At 60.4% G+C, this 18,217-nt stretch carries 14 protein-coding genes; 6 read left to right on the top strand and 8 right to left on the bottom strand.

Annotation, left to right across the window (positions count from 1 at the left end; genetic code table 11):
- The 4 genes from J3P73_RS29095 to J3P73_RS29080 all read right to left on the bottom strand — a co-directional run bounded on the left by J3P73_RS29095 (position 1) and on the right by J3P73_RS29080 (position 7,810).
- Positions 1–5,487 (bottom strand): AAA family ATPase, encoded by a 5,487-nt coding sequence (locus tag J3P73_RS29095; RefSeq protein WP_130774338.1) that lies wholly within the window; start codon positions 5,485–5,487, stop codon positions 1–3.
- Positions 5,488–5,865: 378 nt separating this feature from the next.
- Positions 5,866–6,696, bottom strand: coding sequence for an alpha/beta fold hydrolase (locus J3P73_RS29090; RefSeq protein WP_018497013.1), 831 nt, complete (start codon positions 6,694–6,696; stop codon positions 5,866–5,868).
- Between the two features lie 275 nt (positions 6,697–6,971).
- A complete protein-coding gene (locus tag J3P73_RS29085; protein WP_130687894.1) occupies positions 6,972–7,406 on the bottom strand; it encodes a DUF302 domain-containing protein in 435 nt (144 codons plus the stop codon).
- A gap of 11 nt (positions 7,407–7,417) precedes the next feature.
- On the bottom strand, positions 7,418–7,810 hold the full coding sequence (locus tag J3P73_RS29080) for a DUF983 domain-containing protein (RefSeq protein ID WP_018482965.1): 393 nt from the start codon (positions 7,808–7,810) through the stop codon (positions 7,418–7,420).
- A 172-nt stretch (positions 7,811–7,982) separates the two neighbouring features.
- On the opposite strand from J3P73_RS29080, the gene J3P73_RS29075 reads away from it, so the two are divergent.
- The gene (locus J3P73_RS29075) at positions 7,983–9,881 is read left to right on the top strand and encodes a PAS domain S-box protein (RefSeq protein WP_130687896.1); all 1,899 of its coding nucleotides are present in this window, start codon (positions 7,983–7,985) and stop codon (positions 9,879–9,881) included.
- A 144-nt stretch (positions 9,882–10,025) separates the two neighbouring features.
- Here the strand turns inward: J3P73_RS29075 and J3P73_RS29070 are convergent, their stop codons facing one another.
- The 4 genes from J3P73_RS29070 to J3P73_RS29055 all read right to left on the bottom strand — a co-directional run bounded on the left by J3P73_RS29070 (position 10,026) and on the right by J3P73_RS29055 (position 13,224).
- The gene (locus J3P73_RS29070) at positions 10,026–10,490 is read right to left on the bottom strand and encodes a nuclear transport factor 2 family protein (RefSeq protein WP_130687898.1); all 465 of its coding nucleotides are present in this window, start codon (positions 10,488–10,490) and stop codon (positions 10,026–10,028) included.
- 21 nt (positions 10,491–10,511) lie between these two features.
- On the bottom strand, positions 10,512–11,213 hold the full coding sequence (locus tag J3P73_RS29065; RefSeq protein WP_130687900.1) for a pyridoxamine 5'-phosphate oxidase family protein: 702 nt from the start codon (positions 11,211–11,213) through the stop codon (positions 10,512–10,514).
- Positions 11,200–12,168: an MBL fold metallo-hydrolase gene (locus J3P73_RS29060; RefSeq protein ID WP_130774339.1), complete on the bottom strand. Its 969-nt coding sequence runs from the start codon at positions 12,166–12,168 to the stop codon at positions 11,200–11,202. Before J3P73_RS29060 ends, J3P73_RS29065 begins: the two co-directional genes overlap by 14 nt.
- A gap of 81 nt (positions 12,169–12,249) precedes the next feature.
- Positions 12,250–13,224 carry an alpha/beta fold hydrolase gene (locus J3P73_RS29055; RefSeq protein ID WP_392397326.1) on the bottom strand — a complete coding sequence of 325 codons (975 nt, stop codon included), beginning with the start codon at positions 13,222–13,224 and terminating at the stop codon, positions 12,250–12,252.
- A 382-nt stretch (positions 13,225–13,606) separates the two neighbouring features.
- On the opposite strand from J3P73_RS29055, the gene J3P73_RS29050 reads away from it, so the two are divergent.
- The 5 genes from J3P73_RS29050 (at position 13,607) to J3P73_RS29030 (ending at position 18,080) form a co-directional block, all read left to right on the top strand.
- Positions 13,607–14,440 (top strand): response regulator, encoded by an 834-nt coding sequence (locus J3P73_RS29050; RefSeq protein WP_130687904.1) that lies wholly within the window; start codon positions 13,607–13,609, stop codon positions 14,438–14,440.
- Between the two features lie 254 nt (positions 14,441–14,694).
- Positions 14,695–15,468 (top strand): alpha/beta fold hydrolase, encoded by a 774-nt coding sequence (locus J3P73_RS29045; protein ID WP_130687906.1) that lies wholly within the window; start codon positions 14,695–14,697, stop codon positions 15,466–15,468.
- A gap of 47 nt (positions 15,469–15,515) precedes the next feature.
- Positions 15,516–16,466, top strand: a complete 951-nt coding sequence (locus J3P73_RS29040) for a helix-turn-helix domain-containing protein (RefSeq protein WP_130687908.1) — start codon at positions 15,516–15,518, stop codon at positions 16,464–16,466.
- Positions 16,467–16,520: 54 nt separating this feature from the next.
- The gene (locus tag J3P73_RS29035) at positions 16,521–17,069 is read left to right on the top strand and encodes a carboxymuconolactone decarboxylase family protein (RefSeq protein ID WP_130687910.1); all 549 of its coding nucleotides are present in this window, start codon (positions 16,521–16,523) and stop codon (positions 17,067–17,069) included.
- 147 nt (positions 17,070–17,216) lie between these two features.
- Complete coding sequence (locus J3P73_RS29030) at positions 17,217–18,080, top strand: LssY C-terminal domain-containing protein (RefSeq protein ID WP_018482955.1); 864 nt, start codon at positions 17,217–17,219, stop codon at positions 18,078–18,080.
- The last annotated feature ends 137 nt before the right edge of the window (positions 18,081–18,217 follow it).

The following is an 18,217-nucleotide window of genomic DNA, read 5'->3' as shown; positions in this document are numbered from 1 at the left end:
TTAGAACGCATCCCGCGCGGCCCTCAGAGTAAACGAGAAGACGCTCCCCTCCGGTTCGTTGGGAGTCACCCAAAGACGGCCTCCATGGGTTTCCACGATCGAGCGGCAGATTGACAAACCTATGCCGAGACCGCCCGACTTAGTGGTGAAAAAGGCGTCGAAGATCTGCTCCATGGTCGACGGGTCCACGCCGGGCCCGCTGTCGGCCACCTCGACGAGGGGATACCCGTCGCTCGCCTTCCCCGAACGCACCTGCAGTCGACGCTGCCTGCTCTTGGATGACCCGATGGCCTCCACCGCATTGAGGATCAGGTTGAGAACGACCTGCTGCAACTGGGTGCGATCCCCCACGGTCGATCCCGCATCCATTCCCAGTTCTGTTTCGAGCTTTATGCCATGCCGCTGCAGTTCGCCGCGGGTCAGGACAAGAACCCCCTCGATCATCGAGTTCACGTCGACCTCCTCCATGGCCAACGGCGACTTCCTGGCAAGCGCCCGGATACTCGTAATGACGTCTCCGGCGCGATGGCCATCCCGGATGATCCGCTCGGCCGCCTGCCGGGCCTCCTCGACGTCGAGCTGCTCGTCGCTCAGCCAGCGCAGGCAGGTCGCTGCGTTCATCACGATGGCCATCAAGGGCTGGTTGACCTCGTGTGCGATCGATGCAGTGAGCTCGCCCAACGCCGTCAGTCGTCCGGCGCGGGCCAGCAGCTCCTGGGCCTCCTCGATCCTCTTGAGATCGTCTATGTCCGTATTGGTGCCGTACCATTTAATGAGTTTGCCGTCTGCGTCGCGCATCGGCGTCGCCCGAATCAGAAAGGACCGCGCCACCCCGTCGAAACGGATCATACGAGCTTCGATCTCACCGGCTTTTTCAGCCGCGATTAGCGCCTTCCATTTTGCAACGACTTTTTCGATGTCATCGGGATGTATAGAGCGCGACCAGGCGCTGTCGAGTATGAGACCTTGCGGTATTCCGGTGAAGTCGTGCCATTGCTTGTTGCACGACACCACCGTCCCGTCCGGAAGGCTATTCCACGCCAGCGCCGGGATCATGTCGTACGAGAGGCGGAGCTCCTCCGCAGCTCGGCGGGCACGTTCGTGCGTCTCCTGCGCTTCACGAAACAGGACGGCGTTTTCGAGCGAGATTGCGGCCTGGGAGGCGAGAAGCTGAAGGACCGCCACTTGGTCTTCGGTGAACAGGTGGGAGGAGAGCCCGTTCTCGAGATAAAGAGCGCCAACGAGCTGCTTCTGCTTCACCAGCGGCAGACAGAGGATCGAACTCGAGCCGGCCTCCTCGACGTAAGGGTCGGATGAGAAGAATTCGGCGCTGCTTGCCTCGTCGAGGATGACGACCTCCTGCGTGCGCGTCACATAGCTAAGGATCGTTTCAGGAAGCTTCCTTTCAAACCCCTCGAACTTGACGGAGACGCCCTCGTCATTGGTGAGCGCCTCGGCGACGATGTGCATCTCCGCTCGCTTGGGAAGGAGAAGCAGGCCCCTGACCGCTCCAGAGTGTTCAACGACGGTGATCATCAGCCGCTCAACGAGGCGATCGAGAAAGATCTCGCCGGACACGGCCTGAGACATCGCCACGACGGCCGCCATATCCAGATGCTGCACCTCGGAGCCGAGCTTCCTCTGCCCGTTTATTTCCGGGTTCAAACCTGGGCTTTCGCGATCGAGTTGCCTGACCTTTCCGTTCGCGCCCCACGCCAAGTAACAGGACCGAGCGTTGCGCAGAAAAGCCGTTGCGCTCGTCTTTAGCCCGCGCTCCGCGCAGAACCGCGACGCCAGTTCGTTCGCCATGGCTTCGTTCTGAATGAAGCCGTACTGCTTGGCCGAGCGAACGGCTTCTTCATAAAGCCCGAGTGCATCCATGTCGCGGTTTTCAAGCCGGGCGACTTCGGCGGCCACTAGGGCACGACGATTGCCATGGTTCTCCGTGCCACTCTCCGCCCACGTCTCGATTTGCTTCTGGTGTCGCAGTATCTCCGCGAAATGCGCCGCTCGATCGTCGCCTGCCGCGGTTTCGACGACGGCCGCGTGGATAAGGGCGGCGTAGAAATGGTATTCGCCGATGTCGATGAAAGACCTGGTGGCCTGCACGACGCCGCGAGCTTCTCGCTCGGCGTTTATCGCCGAAACGAAGTCGCCCGCGACATACCGCGCCTGCATCTGCTGGATCCAATACCATGCGAGCGGGAGCACGAGTTGTCCGCCGGCGTCCTGCAGATGCTGCTGATATAACGCCTTGTCAGGAAGCACCGATCCACCCGCCGTGTCCGGCCCGTCAAGACCGCGCAGCTCGCGAACAAGAAGTAGCTGGCCGATCGCGGAGTCTGCAGCAAGACTGAAGCCGGTCCGTTGCGCCGATGCCAGGAACTTTTCGGCCTCCTCCTCCACCAGCGCCAGATCGGCGCCCGCGACCAGCAGGTGCGAGACCAGCATCTGCGCAGTCGTGACGATGAACACCAAGTCCCCGGCCGCTACGCCTGCTTGAATGGCCTTCCGGCTGAAGGTCTCCGATATACGAAGATGTCTTGTCCAGGGAACGACGAAGCAAGCGTAGCAGGTGTAGGTTCGCGTCTTGAAGCGGTCCATCCCGTGCTGGTCGACAAGTGCGAGGCCTACGTCACCGAAGCGGCCGCCGGATTGGTAGTCGCCAAAGCGCAGGCCCAGCGCCACCATGATCGACACGTAGGCATAACAGGATGCGTCGCAATTGCCGTGCTGCAGGCTTAGTGAGACCATCTGCGTGTAGATCACGTCTTCAAGATTGCCATCGGTCAAGATGGCCGGCAGGATCGTGTACGCGAGAACGTCCATTGCGGCGAGCCAGTCGGGATCCGTCATTCTCGGGAGGTTCACGAGATCTTCGATCGGACGGTCCGCGAGCAATCCGCGCAAAGCCTCTATCTCTAGCCGCAATTCGTGTTCGGTCGGATGGGGAGACCAGTCGATGCCGAAGTCGCGGAGATAGGCGAGAGCGACGTCGACAGCCTTTGCCTGATCTCCGAGCGTCACGAAAAGCGACGACCGAAGGCGCACCACCGCCGCGCCGTCTACGCGGTCCCTGGAACGCAGCGACAATGTGAGAAGATGATCGTCGGCGACGGAGTGATCGCCTGTCAGATATTCGCATTCCGCCTGCTGGAGTTCGAGTGCGAATATTAGGTCATAGCGCGTGTCCCAGTGCGACGGCTTAAGAAGGCTTAAACCCGTGCGGAAATATCTCAAGGACGACGGATATGCGACAGATGTCTTTGCACGGGTTCCCGCTTCCAGGAACAGTTCGGCGACCTGTTCGCGTTCGCCGTCCGATGTGACCTGCCCAAGTCCACGAGCGAATTGATCGACCAACTCGAATATGCGCTCGTGAATTCCTGACGGTGTCAGGCTCGATATCAACGCGCGGCCGATCCGGACATGAGCGTCCGGCAGATCGGCTGCCGGCACCAACAGGTAGGCTGCCTCCTGCACTCTGTCGTGAGCGAAGACGAAGGCGTCGTCGACACGCAGTAGAAGTCTTGCTTGAACTGCTTCCCATAGGATCGCGCCGATCTGCCTTTTGGTCTTGCCGGAGGCGATGCTCAACGTCGCAAGGGAAGCGCCACTCCCGAGACAGGCGAGCAATTTGACAATCTCCAGAGTCAAACGGGGGAGGCGGTTAAGTTTGGAAGCAACGAGTTCGGCCACGTTATCGGTGACACGTGTATTCCGTATTCGATCGGCGTCCCATCTCCATACGCGCCTGTCGACATCGAACACGACCAGTTCCTCGTCCTCCATGGAAGCGAGAAACTGCAGGACAAAGAAGGGATTTCCTTCCGTCTTGTCGACCACAAGAGTTGCCAGAGAACCTACGGAGCGGACGTCCGAGCGCAACATGTCGGACAGCAGATTTCCGACGTCCTGTGCGGTCAACGGGCTTAGCTTCAATTCTTCAAGCTTCTCAAGGTTCTGCCGCATCGAGTCCCGCGTCGCATTCAACGGATGTTCCGACGGGACTTCGTCGTCGCGGTAGGCGCAGATCAGAAGCAGGTTCCTTATCTCTTTATCGACAGTGATCGTTTCGATGAGCTCGATCGTGGCTGCATCCAACCACTGGACGTCGTCGATGAACAACACCAAGGGGCGTTCGGGACGCGCGAAGACCGCAAGGAAGCGCCCGAAGACGAGGTGGAACCGGGCTTTGGCTTCGTGGGGTTGAAGTTCGGGTGCCGGTGGCCGCTCTCCGATGATCAGCGCGAGTTCTGGTACGAGATTTATCATGAGCCGGCCATTCGGCCCCAGGACCTCGACAAGCTCCTTCTTCCAGCGCTCCAGTTCGGCGTCCCCGGAACCTAGGATCTGGCGGACGACGCCCCGGAACGCCTGCGCGATCGTCGCATAGGGAATGTCACGAGTGTACTGGTCGAACTTGCCGGATGCGAACAGGCTTCCGCTCTGGCCCAGCGATTTCCGCAACTCATGCACCACAGACGATTTTCCGACTCCGGCCGGGCCAGAAACCAGAACTACCTCCGTGACGCCTTGCGACCTTACCCGATCGAAAGCCGCCCTGATGGCGCTTGTCTGACGTGATCGACCATACAAGCCCTCGGGCACTCGAAGACGGTCAGCAGCGTCGCTGGAGGCCACTTCGAAGTCGACGACGCGACCGGTCGAGTTCCAACTGTCGAGGCACGTCCGGAGATCATGTTCGAGACCCGTCGCGGTCTGGTATCGGTCCTCCGGCCTTTTAGCGAGCAGCTTGAGTACGACGCGCTCCAGGACGGATGGAACGGTCTCGCTTCGCTGCTGCAGAGGAATTGGTCGCCGTGCAACGTGCGCATGAACCCATTCCACCGCATCGACGGCTACGAACGGCAGCTCGCCCGTCAGCATCTCGTAGAACACCACGCCGAGCGCATACAGGTCGCTGCGGGCGTCGACCGACCGCTTTACCCGGCCTGTCTGCTCGGGGGCGACATAGGGCAGCGAGTTCATTTGGCCGCCCTGCGGCCCGCCGGACGCGTCGACCGCAGGCCCGGTCGAGGGGGGCGGCGCGCCAAACCCAGTGAGCCATACTTTTCCCGAGACGTCGACGAGCACGTTGGCGGGTCTGAGATCCTTGTGAACGATGCCTCGCGCGTGGACCTTGCGTAGAGCCGCGACGGCGTTGACCGCGATGGAGAGGAAGGTTCCGGTATCGAATGCCGCTTCTTCGGATGTGCTCAACGGCATGCCGCCGCCGTCAGTTAGCAGGAGGTAGGTCTGTCCGTCGTGGCGTTCGAGAGCGATCGGTTTCGCCGCCCACCCTGAATCCAACCGATCCGCAAGGGACATTTCACGCTCGAGGCGCCGCATTTTTTCGTGTTGCGTGTCGACCGAGACCCAAGCCTTCATAAGGACCGAAGCACTTCCATCCTCGGAGAGACCGCGGTAAAGAACGAAGCCGTCATCCTCCAGGAGAAGCTGACGCTGGTATCGAGACACGTCCATCACGATGCTCCGATCGGCCTTGCTTCGAGCCGGCTCGCGATCCTAGAACATTCGACGATGGCGATGCAAAAAATTCCGGCGTCCATGGCTAAGCCACCCCTTAGATTTGCGCCGACCCGCCATCCTCAAAGAGTTCGGAGCCTGTGACTAAACTGCTTTGTCGGAGGCGAGGAACAGAGCGGCATTGGCAATTTCACGCCGGCCACCCATGCGTGCGCTGCCGCAGCAGTTCCTTCTCCATCTCCTGCGAGTGCGCCAGACCGTGAAAGCCGGGAGTGGACGTGGCGCCCGGCGAGAGCACGTTGAGACTGATGCCGCATGGAGCGTGATCGATGATCCAGTTGTGACGGGCCAACGTTCGTCGACCCCATCATTCCGTTAGGCTTTGATGAACGCCAGGATGTCTGGGTTCAGCACCTCGGGGTGCGTCGACAGCATCCCATGCGGATATCCATCGTATAGCTTCAAGGTGCCGTGCTTCAGGAGTTTGATCGAAAGCTCGGCCGCGTCCTTGTAGGGCACGATCTGATCGTCAGTTCCGTGAATGACGTAGACCGGAACGTCGATCTTCTTCAGATCTTCGGTGAAATCCGTTTCGGAAAACGCCTTGATGCATTCGTAGTGCGCGTTCGCGGCGCCCATCATGCCCTGCCGCCACCAGTTGTCGATCAGACCCTGAGAGATCTTGGCATCCGGGCGATTGAACCCATAGAAAGGGCCGGTCGGAACGTCGATGTAAAACTGCGCCCGGTTCGCCGCGAGCGCCTTGCGCAATCCGTCGAAGACGTCGATCGGGAGGCCGCCTGGGTTCTTGTCCGACTTCAGCATGACCGGAGGGACCGCGCCCGCGATGACCGCCTTCGCCACCCTGCCCGGCTTCGCCCGCGCGACGTAATGGACGACCTCGCCGCCTCCGGTGGAGTGACCGATGTGAACCGCCTTCTTGAGATCGAGCGCTTCCGCGACTTCGGCGACGTCGGCTGCGTAGGTGTCCATCTCGTGACCGGTACGGCTCTGCGAGGAACGGCCATGGCCACGACGGTCGTGCGCGATGACCCGGAATCCTTCCCCAAGGAAGAAGAGCATCTGGTTGTCCCAGTCGTCGCCACTCAGCGGCCAGCCGTGATGGAAGACGATCGGCTGCGCGTCCTTCGGCCCCCAGTCCTTGTAGAAGATCTCGGTTCCGTCCTTCACCTTCACAGTACCCATGAACTTCTTCTCCATTGTTGCTTGTTGCGGATTGGTGGCGGCTGAAGCCGACGGACCGACTGCAAGTGCGAGCGCGGCGGCGGATCCTGCGAGGAGAGCGTCTCGTCTCGTAATGGAAATGTCTGACGACGGTGTCATCGGGAGAACCTCCAGTTCGTGGTTCGCGGCTACAGCAAGACTATCGACGCGCACCGGCCGCCTCTTGGAACGGAACGATTGTTGCGTCCTGATGGCAGCCGGTCTTTCGAAAACGTCCGTTTCAATCGGGCGGCCGGCTATGCCAAATGGCCGCCGTCCTTATGATCGCGAGTAGCGGTCGGACAGCCGCCGCATACCTCGTCGACGATCACCTGTTGAACCGCATCAAATCGGGCCGCCACTTCGCGCTTCACCCCAAGTTCTTCGAACATTTCCGCCACCGGGTGGAACGCGACCGCGGAATTGTGTCCAGGCAACTCCCGGACGAGAATACGCAATGGCAGATCGAGGGCGGTCAGCGGCGTGTCCAGCATGACCGGCGTTCCCGCCTTCGGATTGCCGTAGACGATCACGCGCGTCTCCGGCATCGACAGCCCATTGTCTCGTGCCGCCTTCGCGTGATCGATCTCGGCGAATACTGTCATCCCGGCCTTCCCGATCGCGCTCGCGACTGTTTCCAGCGCCTCCTGGAACGCATGCGTGGTACGATGCTCGATGGCTTTTGAACGCACATGCAGCTCCTCTATTCCTGGCCGGCGTCGTCCCCACGGGACAGTTTCCCCTCCTCGGCCTTGTAGAAATACTGGCTGGCGACAAGCCACCCCTTCAGCGGACGCAAGGGCGGAATGCACGTCAGGATCATAAACGGCCCGGTCACGAAGATCTGGGTCCAGATAGACGCCTGATGCGCGACCGCAAGCCAGACCGAGAGGAGCACCGTCGGAACGCAGGCGAAGCAGATCACGAAGAAAGCCGGCCCATCGGCAGGATCGGCGAACGAGTAGTCCAAACCGCAGACCTCGCACTCCTTGCGCAAAGTAAGGAAGCCGTCGAATAGGTGGCCGCGCCCGCATCGGGGGCACAGTCCGCGAACGCCTGTCTTGACCGGTGACAGCGGCGGATATTTCTGATCCATGCCCGCTCCCTTTCATCGCCTCTCCCGCATAAGGCACGCGTTCCATTCGCCTGTCGAGGGGCATCCGCTGCCCGGCGTCCGCTATCGTACTTTAACGAAAACGGGCGGCGCTTGCCCATATCTCGCGGCCTGCTACTCTGCCTACCTGGTACCACCTCCAGCGGACCTCGTCATGGACACAACGGCAGGCCTGCGAATGCTCCGAGCGCTGCCCGTCGACGCGGATCGCGATGGGATTGCCGATGCGCTCGCGGCGGCCTGTCTTGAGTTCGACGACGTCGAAAGGGTGCAGGTGGTCTTCCTCCCGGAAGACGGTTCCACACCATTTCCTTCCTCGGTGATGTCCTCGCTACTGGAAACCAGAATGCCGGTCGCCATAGCGGGCGGTGATGGTTCTCGTCCGGCCCAAGGGCTGCTGGTGCCGCTCCTCATCGGAGAAAATCTCCTCGGAGTCTTGAAGATCGAATGCTCCACCGTCTCGGCGTTCGAAACGGACCTGACCAATGCATTCGAACATCTGGCCTCCTATGCCGCCTTGCGAATCGAGAAGGCGACCGTCGATTCCGAGCTTCGGCAGTCGCAGGAAAGAGCTCGCCTTGCCGAATGGGAGCTGCGTCTTTCATGGGACACGCTTCCGGCCCATGCCTGGCATACGAGCCCGGACGGGAGGCTAGAGGACGTTAATCGACAGTGGTTGAGCTACTTCGGCCTCACGAAAGAAGAGTCGATGGATTTCGGATACATGCGAGTTTTCCATCCCGAAGACCGGGAACGGGTCCGGGAGTTATGGACGGGGCTACTGACGAACGAAGTGGCGGGAGGTGTCGAGGCCCGCATGGTGCGTCGCGACGGCGCGTCGCGCACGTTCCTCCTAAGGGCGGTCCCGATCCGTGACGAGAGCGGCAAGGTCATCAAATGGTACGGGCTGAACACAGACGTCGAAGACCTGAAGATTGCGCAAAGCCGAATTCAGGAGAGCGAGCAGCGATATGCGGCAACGCTGTCGAGTATCGGGGATGCGGTCATATCGACGGACGATCAGGGGCGGCTGACGTTTATCAACCCGGTCGGCGAGAAGCTGACGGGGTGGACGCAGCAGGAGGCCGCCGACAGACCTGTCGAAGACGTCTTCAAGCTGATCGACGAAACTCACCAACTCGTCGTCGATCCGGTCGCCGAAATCCTAGGTCGTGAGGCCGATCTTACGATAGGCAACCAGTACACCCTCCGGTCTAAGAGCGGCCCGGAAGTCGTCATCGACGTATCGGGCGCGCCAATCATCGATTCCAGCGGCGAGATGAAAGGTGCGGTACTCGTGTTCAGGGACATGACCCAGAGGAACGAGACATCGGACGCCCTGCGAAAGTCGAAGGAGGACCTCGCCCGCATGAGCCGCCTGACCGCCATCGGCGAGTTGGCGGTGTCCATCGCGCACGAAATGAACCAGCCTCTCATGGCCATTGTCACGAACGCCGCTGCGTCCATAAGCTGGTTGAAAGCCGGTTCCCCGAACATCGAAGAGGCCATGCAGGCGATCGACTGGGTTCTGCGCGACGGCCATCGAGCGGGCGAGGTGCTGGGCGGCGTCCTGGCATTGGCACGGAATTCGCGGCCGAAGGTCGAGCCACTCAGCATCCACAGCGTGATCGAGGAAGTGCTGCTGTTGACCAAGAGCGAACTTCGACAGAAAGGCGTCCTCGTCGAAACCACCTATGATGCTACGGCCGATGCCGTCAACGGGGATCGAATCCAGCTCCAGCAGGTGCTAATCAATCTGCTGATGAACGGCGCGGACGCGATGGGGACGATCGAGAGCGAGCGAAAGGTGCTGCACGTCGTCACGAGCCGAAGCAACGGATCGATCGAGGTCAGCGTTACGGACAACGGCGTCGGGCTCGATCCGGATACAGCGGATCGGGCATTCGAGGCATTCTTCACCACCAAGGCGACCGGCATAGGCATGGGACTTTCGATCTGCCGATCCATCATTGAGGCGCACGGCGGCCACATCTGGGTCACGACCGAGAAGGGCACGGGAAGCACGTTCAGCTTCACCCTACCGCCTCCGTAATCCTCGCATGAGTGATCCGCAACTCCTGAAGAATAGCGGGGCGTGGCTCTAAGCTCGTGTAGGAGAGATGAAGCCGAGCGTTAGCGGCGGACACGAGCAAGTTCGGATGAGAGCTTGTGAGATCGCGTATGATGCGACCAATGCTCAGAATCCGAAGTGGCTTAGGCCCCAGTGACCGTCGGGCCTTCTTCCGAGCGGCCAATCGAAGGCACGTTCTTCAGGCTTGATGGGGTGCTCGTTGATCGACGCGTGCCGGTATTTCATAAGCCCATCGGCGTCGAATTCCCAATTCTCGTTGCCATACGCCCGAAACCAGGTGCCGCTGTCGTCGCGATGCTCGTAGGCGAAGCGCACGGCGATCCGGTTCCCGGAAAACGCCCACAGTTCCTTGATCAAGCGATAGTCGAGTTCCTTCGCCCACTTGCGTGCAAGGAATGCTTCGATGGCCGTGCGCCCGACGACGAACTCCGCACGGTTCCGCCAATGGCTGTCGACGCTGTACGCCAAGGCGACCTTCGAGGGGTCGCGGGTGTTCCAGCCGTCCTCAGCCAGCCGCACCTTCTCGATCGCCGACTGCAGGGTAAAGGGAGGTAACGGCGGGCGGCTCATGTGTGAATCCTTCGAATGAGGCTATTGGCCGGAAGATTTCGCGGATTTGAACGTGGCGATCTCGGCCTCGAGTTCTTTGATCCGCGCGTCCCTGCTCTCGATCGCCTTTAGAACTTCGTCAGCCTCGAACCTGAGCGGAATATGCTGCGGGCAGTTCGCGTCCCAAGCGTCGACATGGAACAGGATCACCTGCTCCGGCCTGGCCTGGTAGCCCTTTGGCATCAACTGCTCCAGGAGCGCCGGGTCGTCTTCGACGACGCGGGCCGTCCCCCAAATCTTCACTCGGGACCGGCTGCCGTAGTCGATGAGGAATAGCTGCGCCTTGTCGTTGTCGACGAGGTTTCCCTGGGAGATGTACTGCCGGTTGCCGATGTAGTCCGCGAATCCCAGCGTGGTCTCGTCGATCACGCGGAGGAACCCAGGCGGCCCGCCCCGGTGCTGGATATACGGCTGGCATTCCTTGTTGGCGGTGGCCATGAAGATGCTGATCTGCTTCTCGATGAAGTCCTTTAGGTCGGGTGTGATCTCGGTCGCCCATCCGCCGCGTTCTTCCACGCGTGCATAGGATCGGCGCGAACCCTTCCTTGCCTGAATCTCCTTTACCGACGGCGAAAAGGCGACGTCACTCGATATATGCTTCTCAGTCTCCACGGCCCGCATGCCCTCGTTTTTGAATCGGCGGCCCGACGCCGCCGCGGAGAGTTTCAGCTCAGACGCCCTCATAGGCAAGGCGGGTGAACAGCGCCGGCGATATCGCCCAGTTGCCGAAGACCGGATCCCATTTCGCCGTGGGCTTCGCGGCGATCGTTTCTTCGACGCTTCGACCATCCTTCTTCAGCTTGGCGACGTTCTCGCGGATGCCAACGAGCATATCCCGCCAGGCGATGAGATCCTTTTTGTTGCCGATCTCGCCGTGGCCCGGAATGACGATCGTCTGGTCGTCGACCATCTTGACGTTGGCCTCGGCGGCCTGGATCTGCCCGTCGATGCTACCACCGGTCGAATAGTCGATGAAGGGATAGACGCCGTTCCAGAACGTGTCGGCGACGTGGGCGACGTTCGCCTCCTGGAAGAAGACCGATATGTCGCTGTCGGTATGGGCCGGGCCGTAGTACTTCAGCGCGACCGTCTGGCCGTTGTGCTTCAACGTCTCCTCGTCGCCCTTCATGAGCATCGTCGGCAGCGCGCCCTTCGGCGACGCCGGGAAGTCGAAGTCCCAATCCTCGACGCGGGTAGCGACCGTCAGATGCTTCAGCGAATTGGGGTGTGCCATGATCATGGCGCCTTCCGAATTGAGCCACTCGTTGCCGTCCGTGTGGTCGAAGTGCCAGTGCGAGTTGACGAGATGCTTGATCGGCTGTGGCCCGAGATCGGCAAGTGCCTTCTCGATGCGCGGGCGGGTCGCAGTGATCCCGGCGTCGACGAGGAGCTTTCCATCCTCTCCGACAAGCACGCCCATGTTCCCGCCGGAGCCGGACAGCGCACTTATGCCGCCCCGCAGCTTGGTCGTGGTGATGTCCGCCGCAGCCGCGGCCTCGCGGATCTGGACGACGAGGCTCTTGGCGGCCGCGAATACTTCGGCCGGCGTGAGCCATCCGCCCGTGGCCGCGAATGTCGCGCCACCAAGGCAGCAGAGGCAGAAACCACGTCTCGAAAGTGCGTAATCGTGCTTGTTCATTTCCGGCTCCATCACGTCGCGCCAGTTGCGGTGAAAGCATGCCACCACGCAGGGAGGGGTGCGTGGTGGCCAGGCCTCGATCTAGTCGCGGCTAAGTTTTCGATCGAGGAAGTCGTGAATTAGCGGGGCCATCTCCGGCAGCTTGTCTTCGAGTGCGAAGTGGCCCGTGTCGAGCAGATGCATCTCCGCATGCGGCAGGTCGCGAAGATAGGGCGACGCGCCGTCGGCCGGGAAGATCTTGTCGTTCTTCCCCCAGACGATCAGGGTCGGTGGCTTCTTGTCCCGGAAGAACTTCTGGAATTCCGGATATAGCGGGACGTTCGTGCCGTAGTCGTGAAAGAGGTCGAGCTGGATGTCATTGTTTCCTGGACGATCGAGCAAGGGCTGGTCGTGACCCCAGTTATCGGGATCGATGTTCGCGAGGTCGCTCATTCCATCGGTGTACTGGAACTTGGTCGTCTCCGGCTTGAACAGCACCATCAATGCCTGACGGTTTTCGGGAGTGTCGTTCTTCCAGTATGCCTTGATCGGATCCCAGAACTCCTTGAGCCCCTCTTCGTAAGCATTGCCGTTCTGGACGATCAGCGCCGACACGCGATCGGGATGCTTGAGCGCGAGCCGGTATCCGACCGGAGCGCCGTAGTCCATCACGTACATCGCGTATTCCTTGACATCGAGCTTGCCGAGGAGACCATCGACTATGTCCGCGTAGTGCTGAAAGGTGTAGGCGAACTTCGTGTGGTCGGGCGCGGCGCTCTGGCCGAAGCCTGGATAGTCCGGCGCGATCACACGATACTTGTCGGCGAGGATCGGGATCAGGTTCCGAAACATGTGCGAAGACGTCGGGAACCCGTGAAGCAGGAGCACGACCGGAGCGTTGGCGGGGCCGGCCTCGCGGTAGAAGATGCTCGTCCCATCGATGTCCACAGTGTGGTAGGTGACCTGCGGCACGACAAGCTTATGAGCGGCGACGACCTTCTTCGCCGCGTAGGACGTGGCCGGCAGGACCATCGATGCAGACAATGCGATCGCGATGGCCAATGCCGTTCTACTCATGATGGATCTGTTCATTTCAGCCTCCGGTTTTCGAATGAGGGCGCGGACGAGACCGCTCGTTTCGTCGCTGATTTCCCGTTGATTGCTACGCCCGGCGAGCGAAAACGACGAGCTAGTTGTCGTAAGGCGTTGTGAGTTTGCGTGAGAGGTCATCTCAGCCGACTTCGCCAAGTCGTTCGAATTCCTAGACCTTGGTCTAGTTCTTCATGACCTTGTCGGGGTCAGACTGGCCATTGGTCGGATTGTTTGCGTGCATGACGGGAGCTAGGCTCTGCTTGCTCGCTCGCAGTTGGAGAACGCCTCGCAAGAACGAGGCCAGATTTGTAACAGTTCGATCTTCAGCAGCGCGATCAATCATTGCAGCCGACGGGGGAAGTCAGCCATGCAAGTCCAATTCGCCGATACGCTCGAACAAACGAATCCAGCAGGCGCATATCTGCCTCAAGCCTATAGAGAGGTTAAGCGCGAAGCCAATGACGACGCGATCCGCTTCGGAAGGTTCTGCGCGATCCCGCACTCCCGTCAGCTCCTGCTGGACGGAAGCCCACAGGAGATAGGCGGCCGGGCGTTCGACCTTCTCATGGTGCTGCTCAGGTCCAACGGCAGGATCGTCAGCAAGGACGAGATCCTGAACGAGGTGTGGCCTTCGATGGTGGTCGAGGAATGCAATCTCCGCTTCCAGGTGAAGTCTTTAAGGCGGGCCTTGGGCAGCCAGGGCAACATGATCAAGACGATCGTCCGAAGAGGCTACATGCTGATCAGGGACGACGTGCTGCCCGAGGACGGGCTGCGGTTCGATGCGACGAGGTCGACGACCGTTTCTGAGATCGACACGCCCGTGGCGATAAGAGCCACGGCGCCCTACATCGTTCTTATCGAGGACGATGAAAGCGTTCGGCGCTCGATTTCAACACTGCTGCGATCGGTCGGCCTCGGCGTCGCATCCTTTGAATCCGTCAAGAAATACCAGGAAAGTGCGCATTCGCCGCAGCCCGATTGCCTCATTCTCGACGTCTGTCTGCCCGGCAGAAGCGGCTTGGACTTTCAGGCCGATCTCCTGAAGACAGGAATACGATACCCGATCATCTTCATCAGCGGTCATGCGGACATTCAGATGTCGGTGCGTGCCATGAAGGCGGGAGCGGTCGAATTCCTGACGAAGCCGGTGCGGCATCAGGATCTATTGTCGGCGGTGGACATGGCGATAAACGCCTGACCGTATAGGCATTACCCAGCATTGACGTTTAAGTCGAAGGCGGCCGCGACGGCCGCCTTCGTCCATTGTGGCATCGATTTCGATCTTCTCGGCATCTCCGGTTCGACGTCGAACGCAGCGCCCGCGGCCAACTGGATCTCACACGCCATCTCGACAACTCACACTATTGGGCGGCACCGCGTAGTAGCCTCGTGGGAACATAAACCGAGCGCGCATGCTCGCTACAGCAATGCGCCGAGCGTGAGGTTCTTCACATGAACAAGTGGTTGTCTGGTGCGGCAATGATCGCGGCTCTCCTCCTAAACCAGAACGCGATGGCGGCGTCGAAGCCCACGATTGTCCTCGTCCATGGCGCGTTCGCGGAGTCGGCTAGCTGGGACGGCGTCGCCGCCAAGCTGGTAAAGGATGGATATCCCGTTGTCGCAGTGGCGAACCCGCTGCGAGGAGTAAAATACGACTCCGACTACGTCTCGGCAGTCCTGAAGTCCATCGACGGGCCGGTCGTCCTGGTCGGACATTCTTACGGTGGCTCGGTGATCACCGACGTCGCCGTCGAAGGAACGAACGTGAAGTCCCTCGTCTTCGTCGCAGGACTCGCACCGGACAACGGAGAAAGCGCCGGCAGCCTTGGCAAGAAGTTCCCGACGGGCACGCTCGGCGACGCATTAGCGCCACCCGTCATCCAACCTGACGGTAAGCACGATCTCTACATCCTGCAGAGCAAGTTTTGGAAGCAGTTCGCCGCGGACGTCCCCGAGCAGCAAGCAGCTCTCATGGGCGCGGAGCAGCGTCCGGTCACGGCAGAGGCCCTGAACGATCCTTCAGGCGACCCATCCTGGAAGAAACTGCCTTCCCATTTCATCTACGGAACCGCCGACAAGAACATCCCAATGGAGCTTCACGAGTTCATGGCGAAGCGAGCGGGTGCCAAGGAAACCGTCGGCGTGAAGGGAGCATCGCATGTCGTGATGATCTCCCATCCCGATCTGGTGTCCGCGATGATCGAGCGGGCCGCCGCCGACAAATAACGTCACAGCCATCAACTCAATTCGCGCCCTTTCATGAGGAGCAGCCGATGCAGACCGATATCGCCATCAAGGTGAGCTTGGGCAGGATTCGCGACGTCTTCGAGACCATCGCCGACTGCCTGCACGTCGAGCACTTCAGCGTCGCCGACCCGAACATCTCCCTGGCGAAGCTGACGCGGGAGAACGGGAACCGTGCGATCACCACCTCCCTGGGTTCCGGCGTCGGGACGTTCGTCGTCGCGGCTCGCGATTCCGAACTGCGCCTGGAACAGAAGGGACGCGTGCTTTTTCATGGCCTGATGATCGAGGACAGCGTAACGTTCGTGGAGGGCCCGGATCCTATCGCCGTCGAGCTGCAGTCCGATGCCTGCCTCTATGTGCTCACCTTCCTGCGGGCGCCTTATCGAGGCCCCTGCTCCGTCGTTGGAGGACGGTTCAACATCCGTGACATCCGGCTTGCGGAACTGATTGGCGAAATTTCCGAAAGCTCGCCCGCGCGAAGAAGTGAACTCACCAGGGATTTCTCGCAGTTGGCGTTCGAGCACTATCGATCGCTACCTCGCGTTCATCCCCTCTCTGCATGGCGTCTCAGTCGCGTTAGACGCTATGCGGAATCCCGTCTCGATCAACGGATGTCGCTGGAGGAACTGGCCGATGTCGCGGGATTTTCGCGGGCGCATTTCGCGGCAACGTTCAAGGCAGCCACCTCGATGAGCGCCCATGAATTCCTCCTACGGATGCGAATTCAGGCTGCGGCCAGACTGCTTATCTGCACCGATCTGGCCCTCGTAGAAATCGCCTTGCAGACGGGCTTCCAGAACCAGCCACATTTCACGACGGTCTTCAAGAAGATCACTGCGGTCACGCCGCGAAAATGGCGGGATTCCCGCCGGTCCGCCGCAGTGGCGAGCAGCCTCAAGAATGTGTTCCACGCCGCAGCCGTCATCGAACACCTGCCGGCAAACCCGGAAGGGTTCGTTCCGCACGATCTGCATTGAAACCCGGCCAAACGCAGAAGAACCAGGAGCTGAAGCAACAAAGGAGATTGAAGCATGGCCCGAATTCCAATTCCCGCGACGCTCGATGCGGCGCCTGAAGCTTCCAAGCCGACGCTGGAGGCGATCAAGAAGCAGATCGGCGCGCTGCCCAACGTCTTCCGCATGATGTCGGCCAGCCCGGCCGTGCTTGAGGCCTACGCAGCTCTCAACGGGGCGCTCGGCAAAGGCAGGCTCGACAAGAAGATCCGCGAGCGCATCGCCTTGGCGATCGCCCAGAAGAACGGCTGCGAATATTGCCTCGCCGCCCACACCTATACCGGCACCCACGTGACCAAGCTCAGTCTCGAGGAAATCGCGGCTGCGCGCCGCGGCGGATCCTCCGAGGCAAGGGCCGACGCCGCCGTCAAGTTTGCGGTCAGGGTTGCCGAAGCGAGGGGCGGCGTTTCCGAACAGGAAGTGGAAGCACTGAAGGCGGCCGGCTTCGATGACGGTGAGCTTCTGGAGATTGTCGCGCACGTCGCGGCGAACACGTTCACGAACTACATGAACGAAGTCTTCAAAACCGACGTCGACTTCCCGAAGGTTGATCGCGAAGCCGCCTGAGGCGGATCCGTTCCTCTGAGAATAACGATATGGCCCACAATGAGCGACGGCGGCGCTACCATTGCATATTCTCGGGTGCTAAAATCCCGGCGACGAACAGCGAGGGCGAATGCCAGCCCATCAGACGCCAGACGAGGAGACTGTGTCTTGAGATTGCTGACGCGCCTTTTCCGGAGGTTTCTGGTTTTCTGTCTCGGCGTACTCAGCGTTTGGCTCATCGTCTTCGTCGTTTTCGATACTTCGGACCACAGGTTTCCATGGCTCGTTGCGGTGTGCCTCACATATGGCCTGGCTGCTTACGTCATTCTTCCGAACGTGGTCCGACTGTCCCTGAAGGTTCTTCATCGGGGGCTGATCCCCAGATACACGATCACGGCCGATGGCCTGCCCGGCGATCCTATAAATTTCGCCCTCATCGGCAATCTTCAACAACTCCGCGAGGCCTTTGCAACGGCGGGCTGGTCCACGGCCGACCATTTGGGGATCGCAAGCTCGTTGCGAATGATACGCGCTTTCCTGATGAACTCTGCCTATCCCACCGCACCTTTCAGCACCTTCTATCTCTTTGGACGACGGCAGGACATAGGATTCCAGGAGCCCATCGACGATAGCCCCCGCAAGCGCCATCACATCCGTTTCTGGGCCCTTAGTCTCGCCCATTCCGAGGACGACATGAGCGCGGCGAGCTTCTGGTTGGCTACCGACAGGCCATCGCCCGAGGAGCGGGTCCTATGGGTTGGGGCGGGCACCAGAGATACCGGGCTTTCTCTGACCTGGCTGACATTCCAAGTCACACATAAGACCGATTCCGATACGAACGCCGAGCGCGACTACATAGTCAATGAACTGAGGGCAAAGCAAGTAATCGGGGAGGTCGCGCGGCACCAATCTGGCTCACGTTTGAACACCGGAAAGGTCAACCATTACATTACCGATGGTGAGATCGCGTTTGCCAGCTTGACTGTCAGTGCCACGGGTGCCGGTGCCGTTGTCGGGCCGGATGCACCCTGATCCGACAAACCAGACCGAATGAGTTCAAAGTGCCGAGCGCTCTTGATCAAGAGAAAGACCAAGTTCCAGCCAGTCTAGGACCCTGACAGCCAGCGTGTAACGCGCCGAGCTAAATCGCTCGCGACGGTTTGTGGCAC

Origin of the sequence: Rhizobium ruizarguesonis, from assembly GCF_017357285.1 — a bacterium.
GTDB classification, from domain to species: domain Bacteria; phylum Pseudomonadota; class Alphaproteobacteria; order Rhizobiales; family Rhizobiaceae; genus Rhizobium; species Rhizobium ruizarguesonis.
This window is presented reverse-complemented; position numbering and strand designations above follow the sequence as displayed.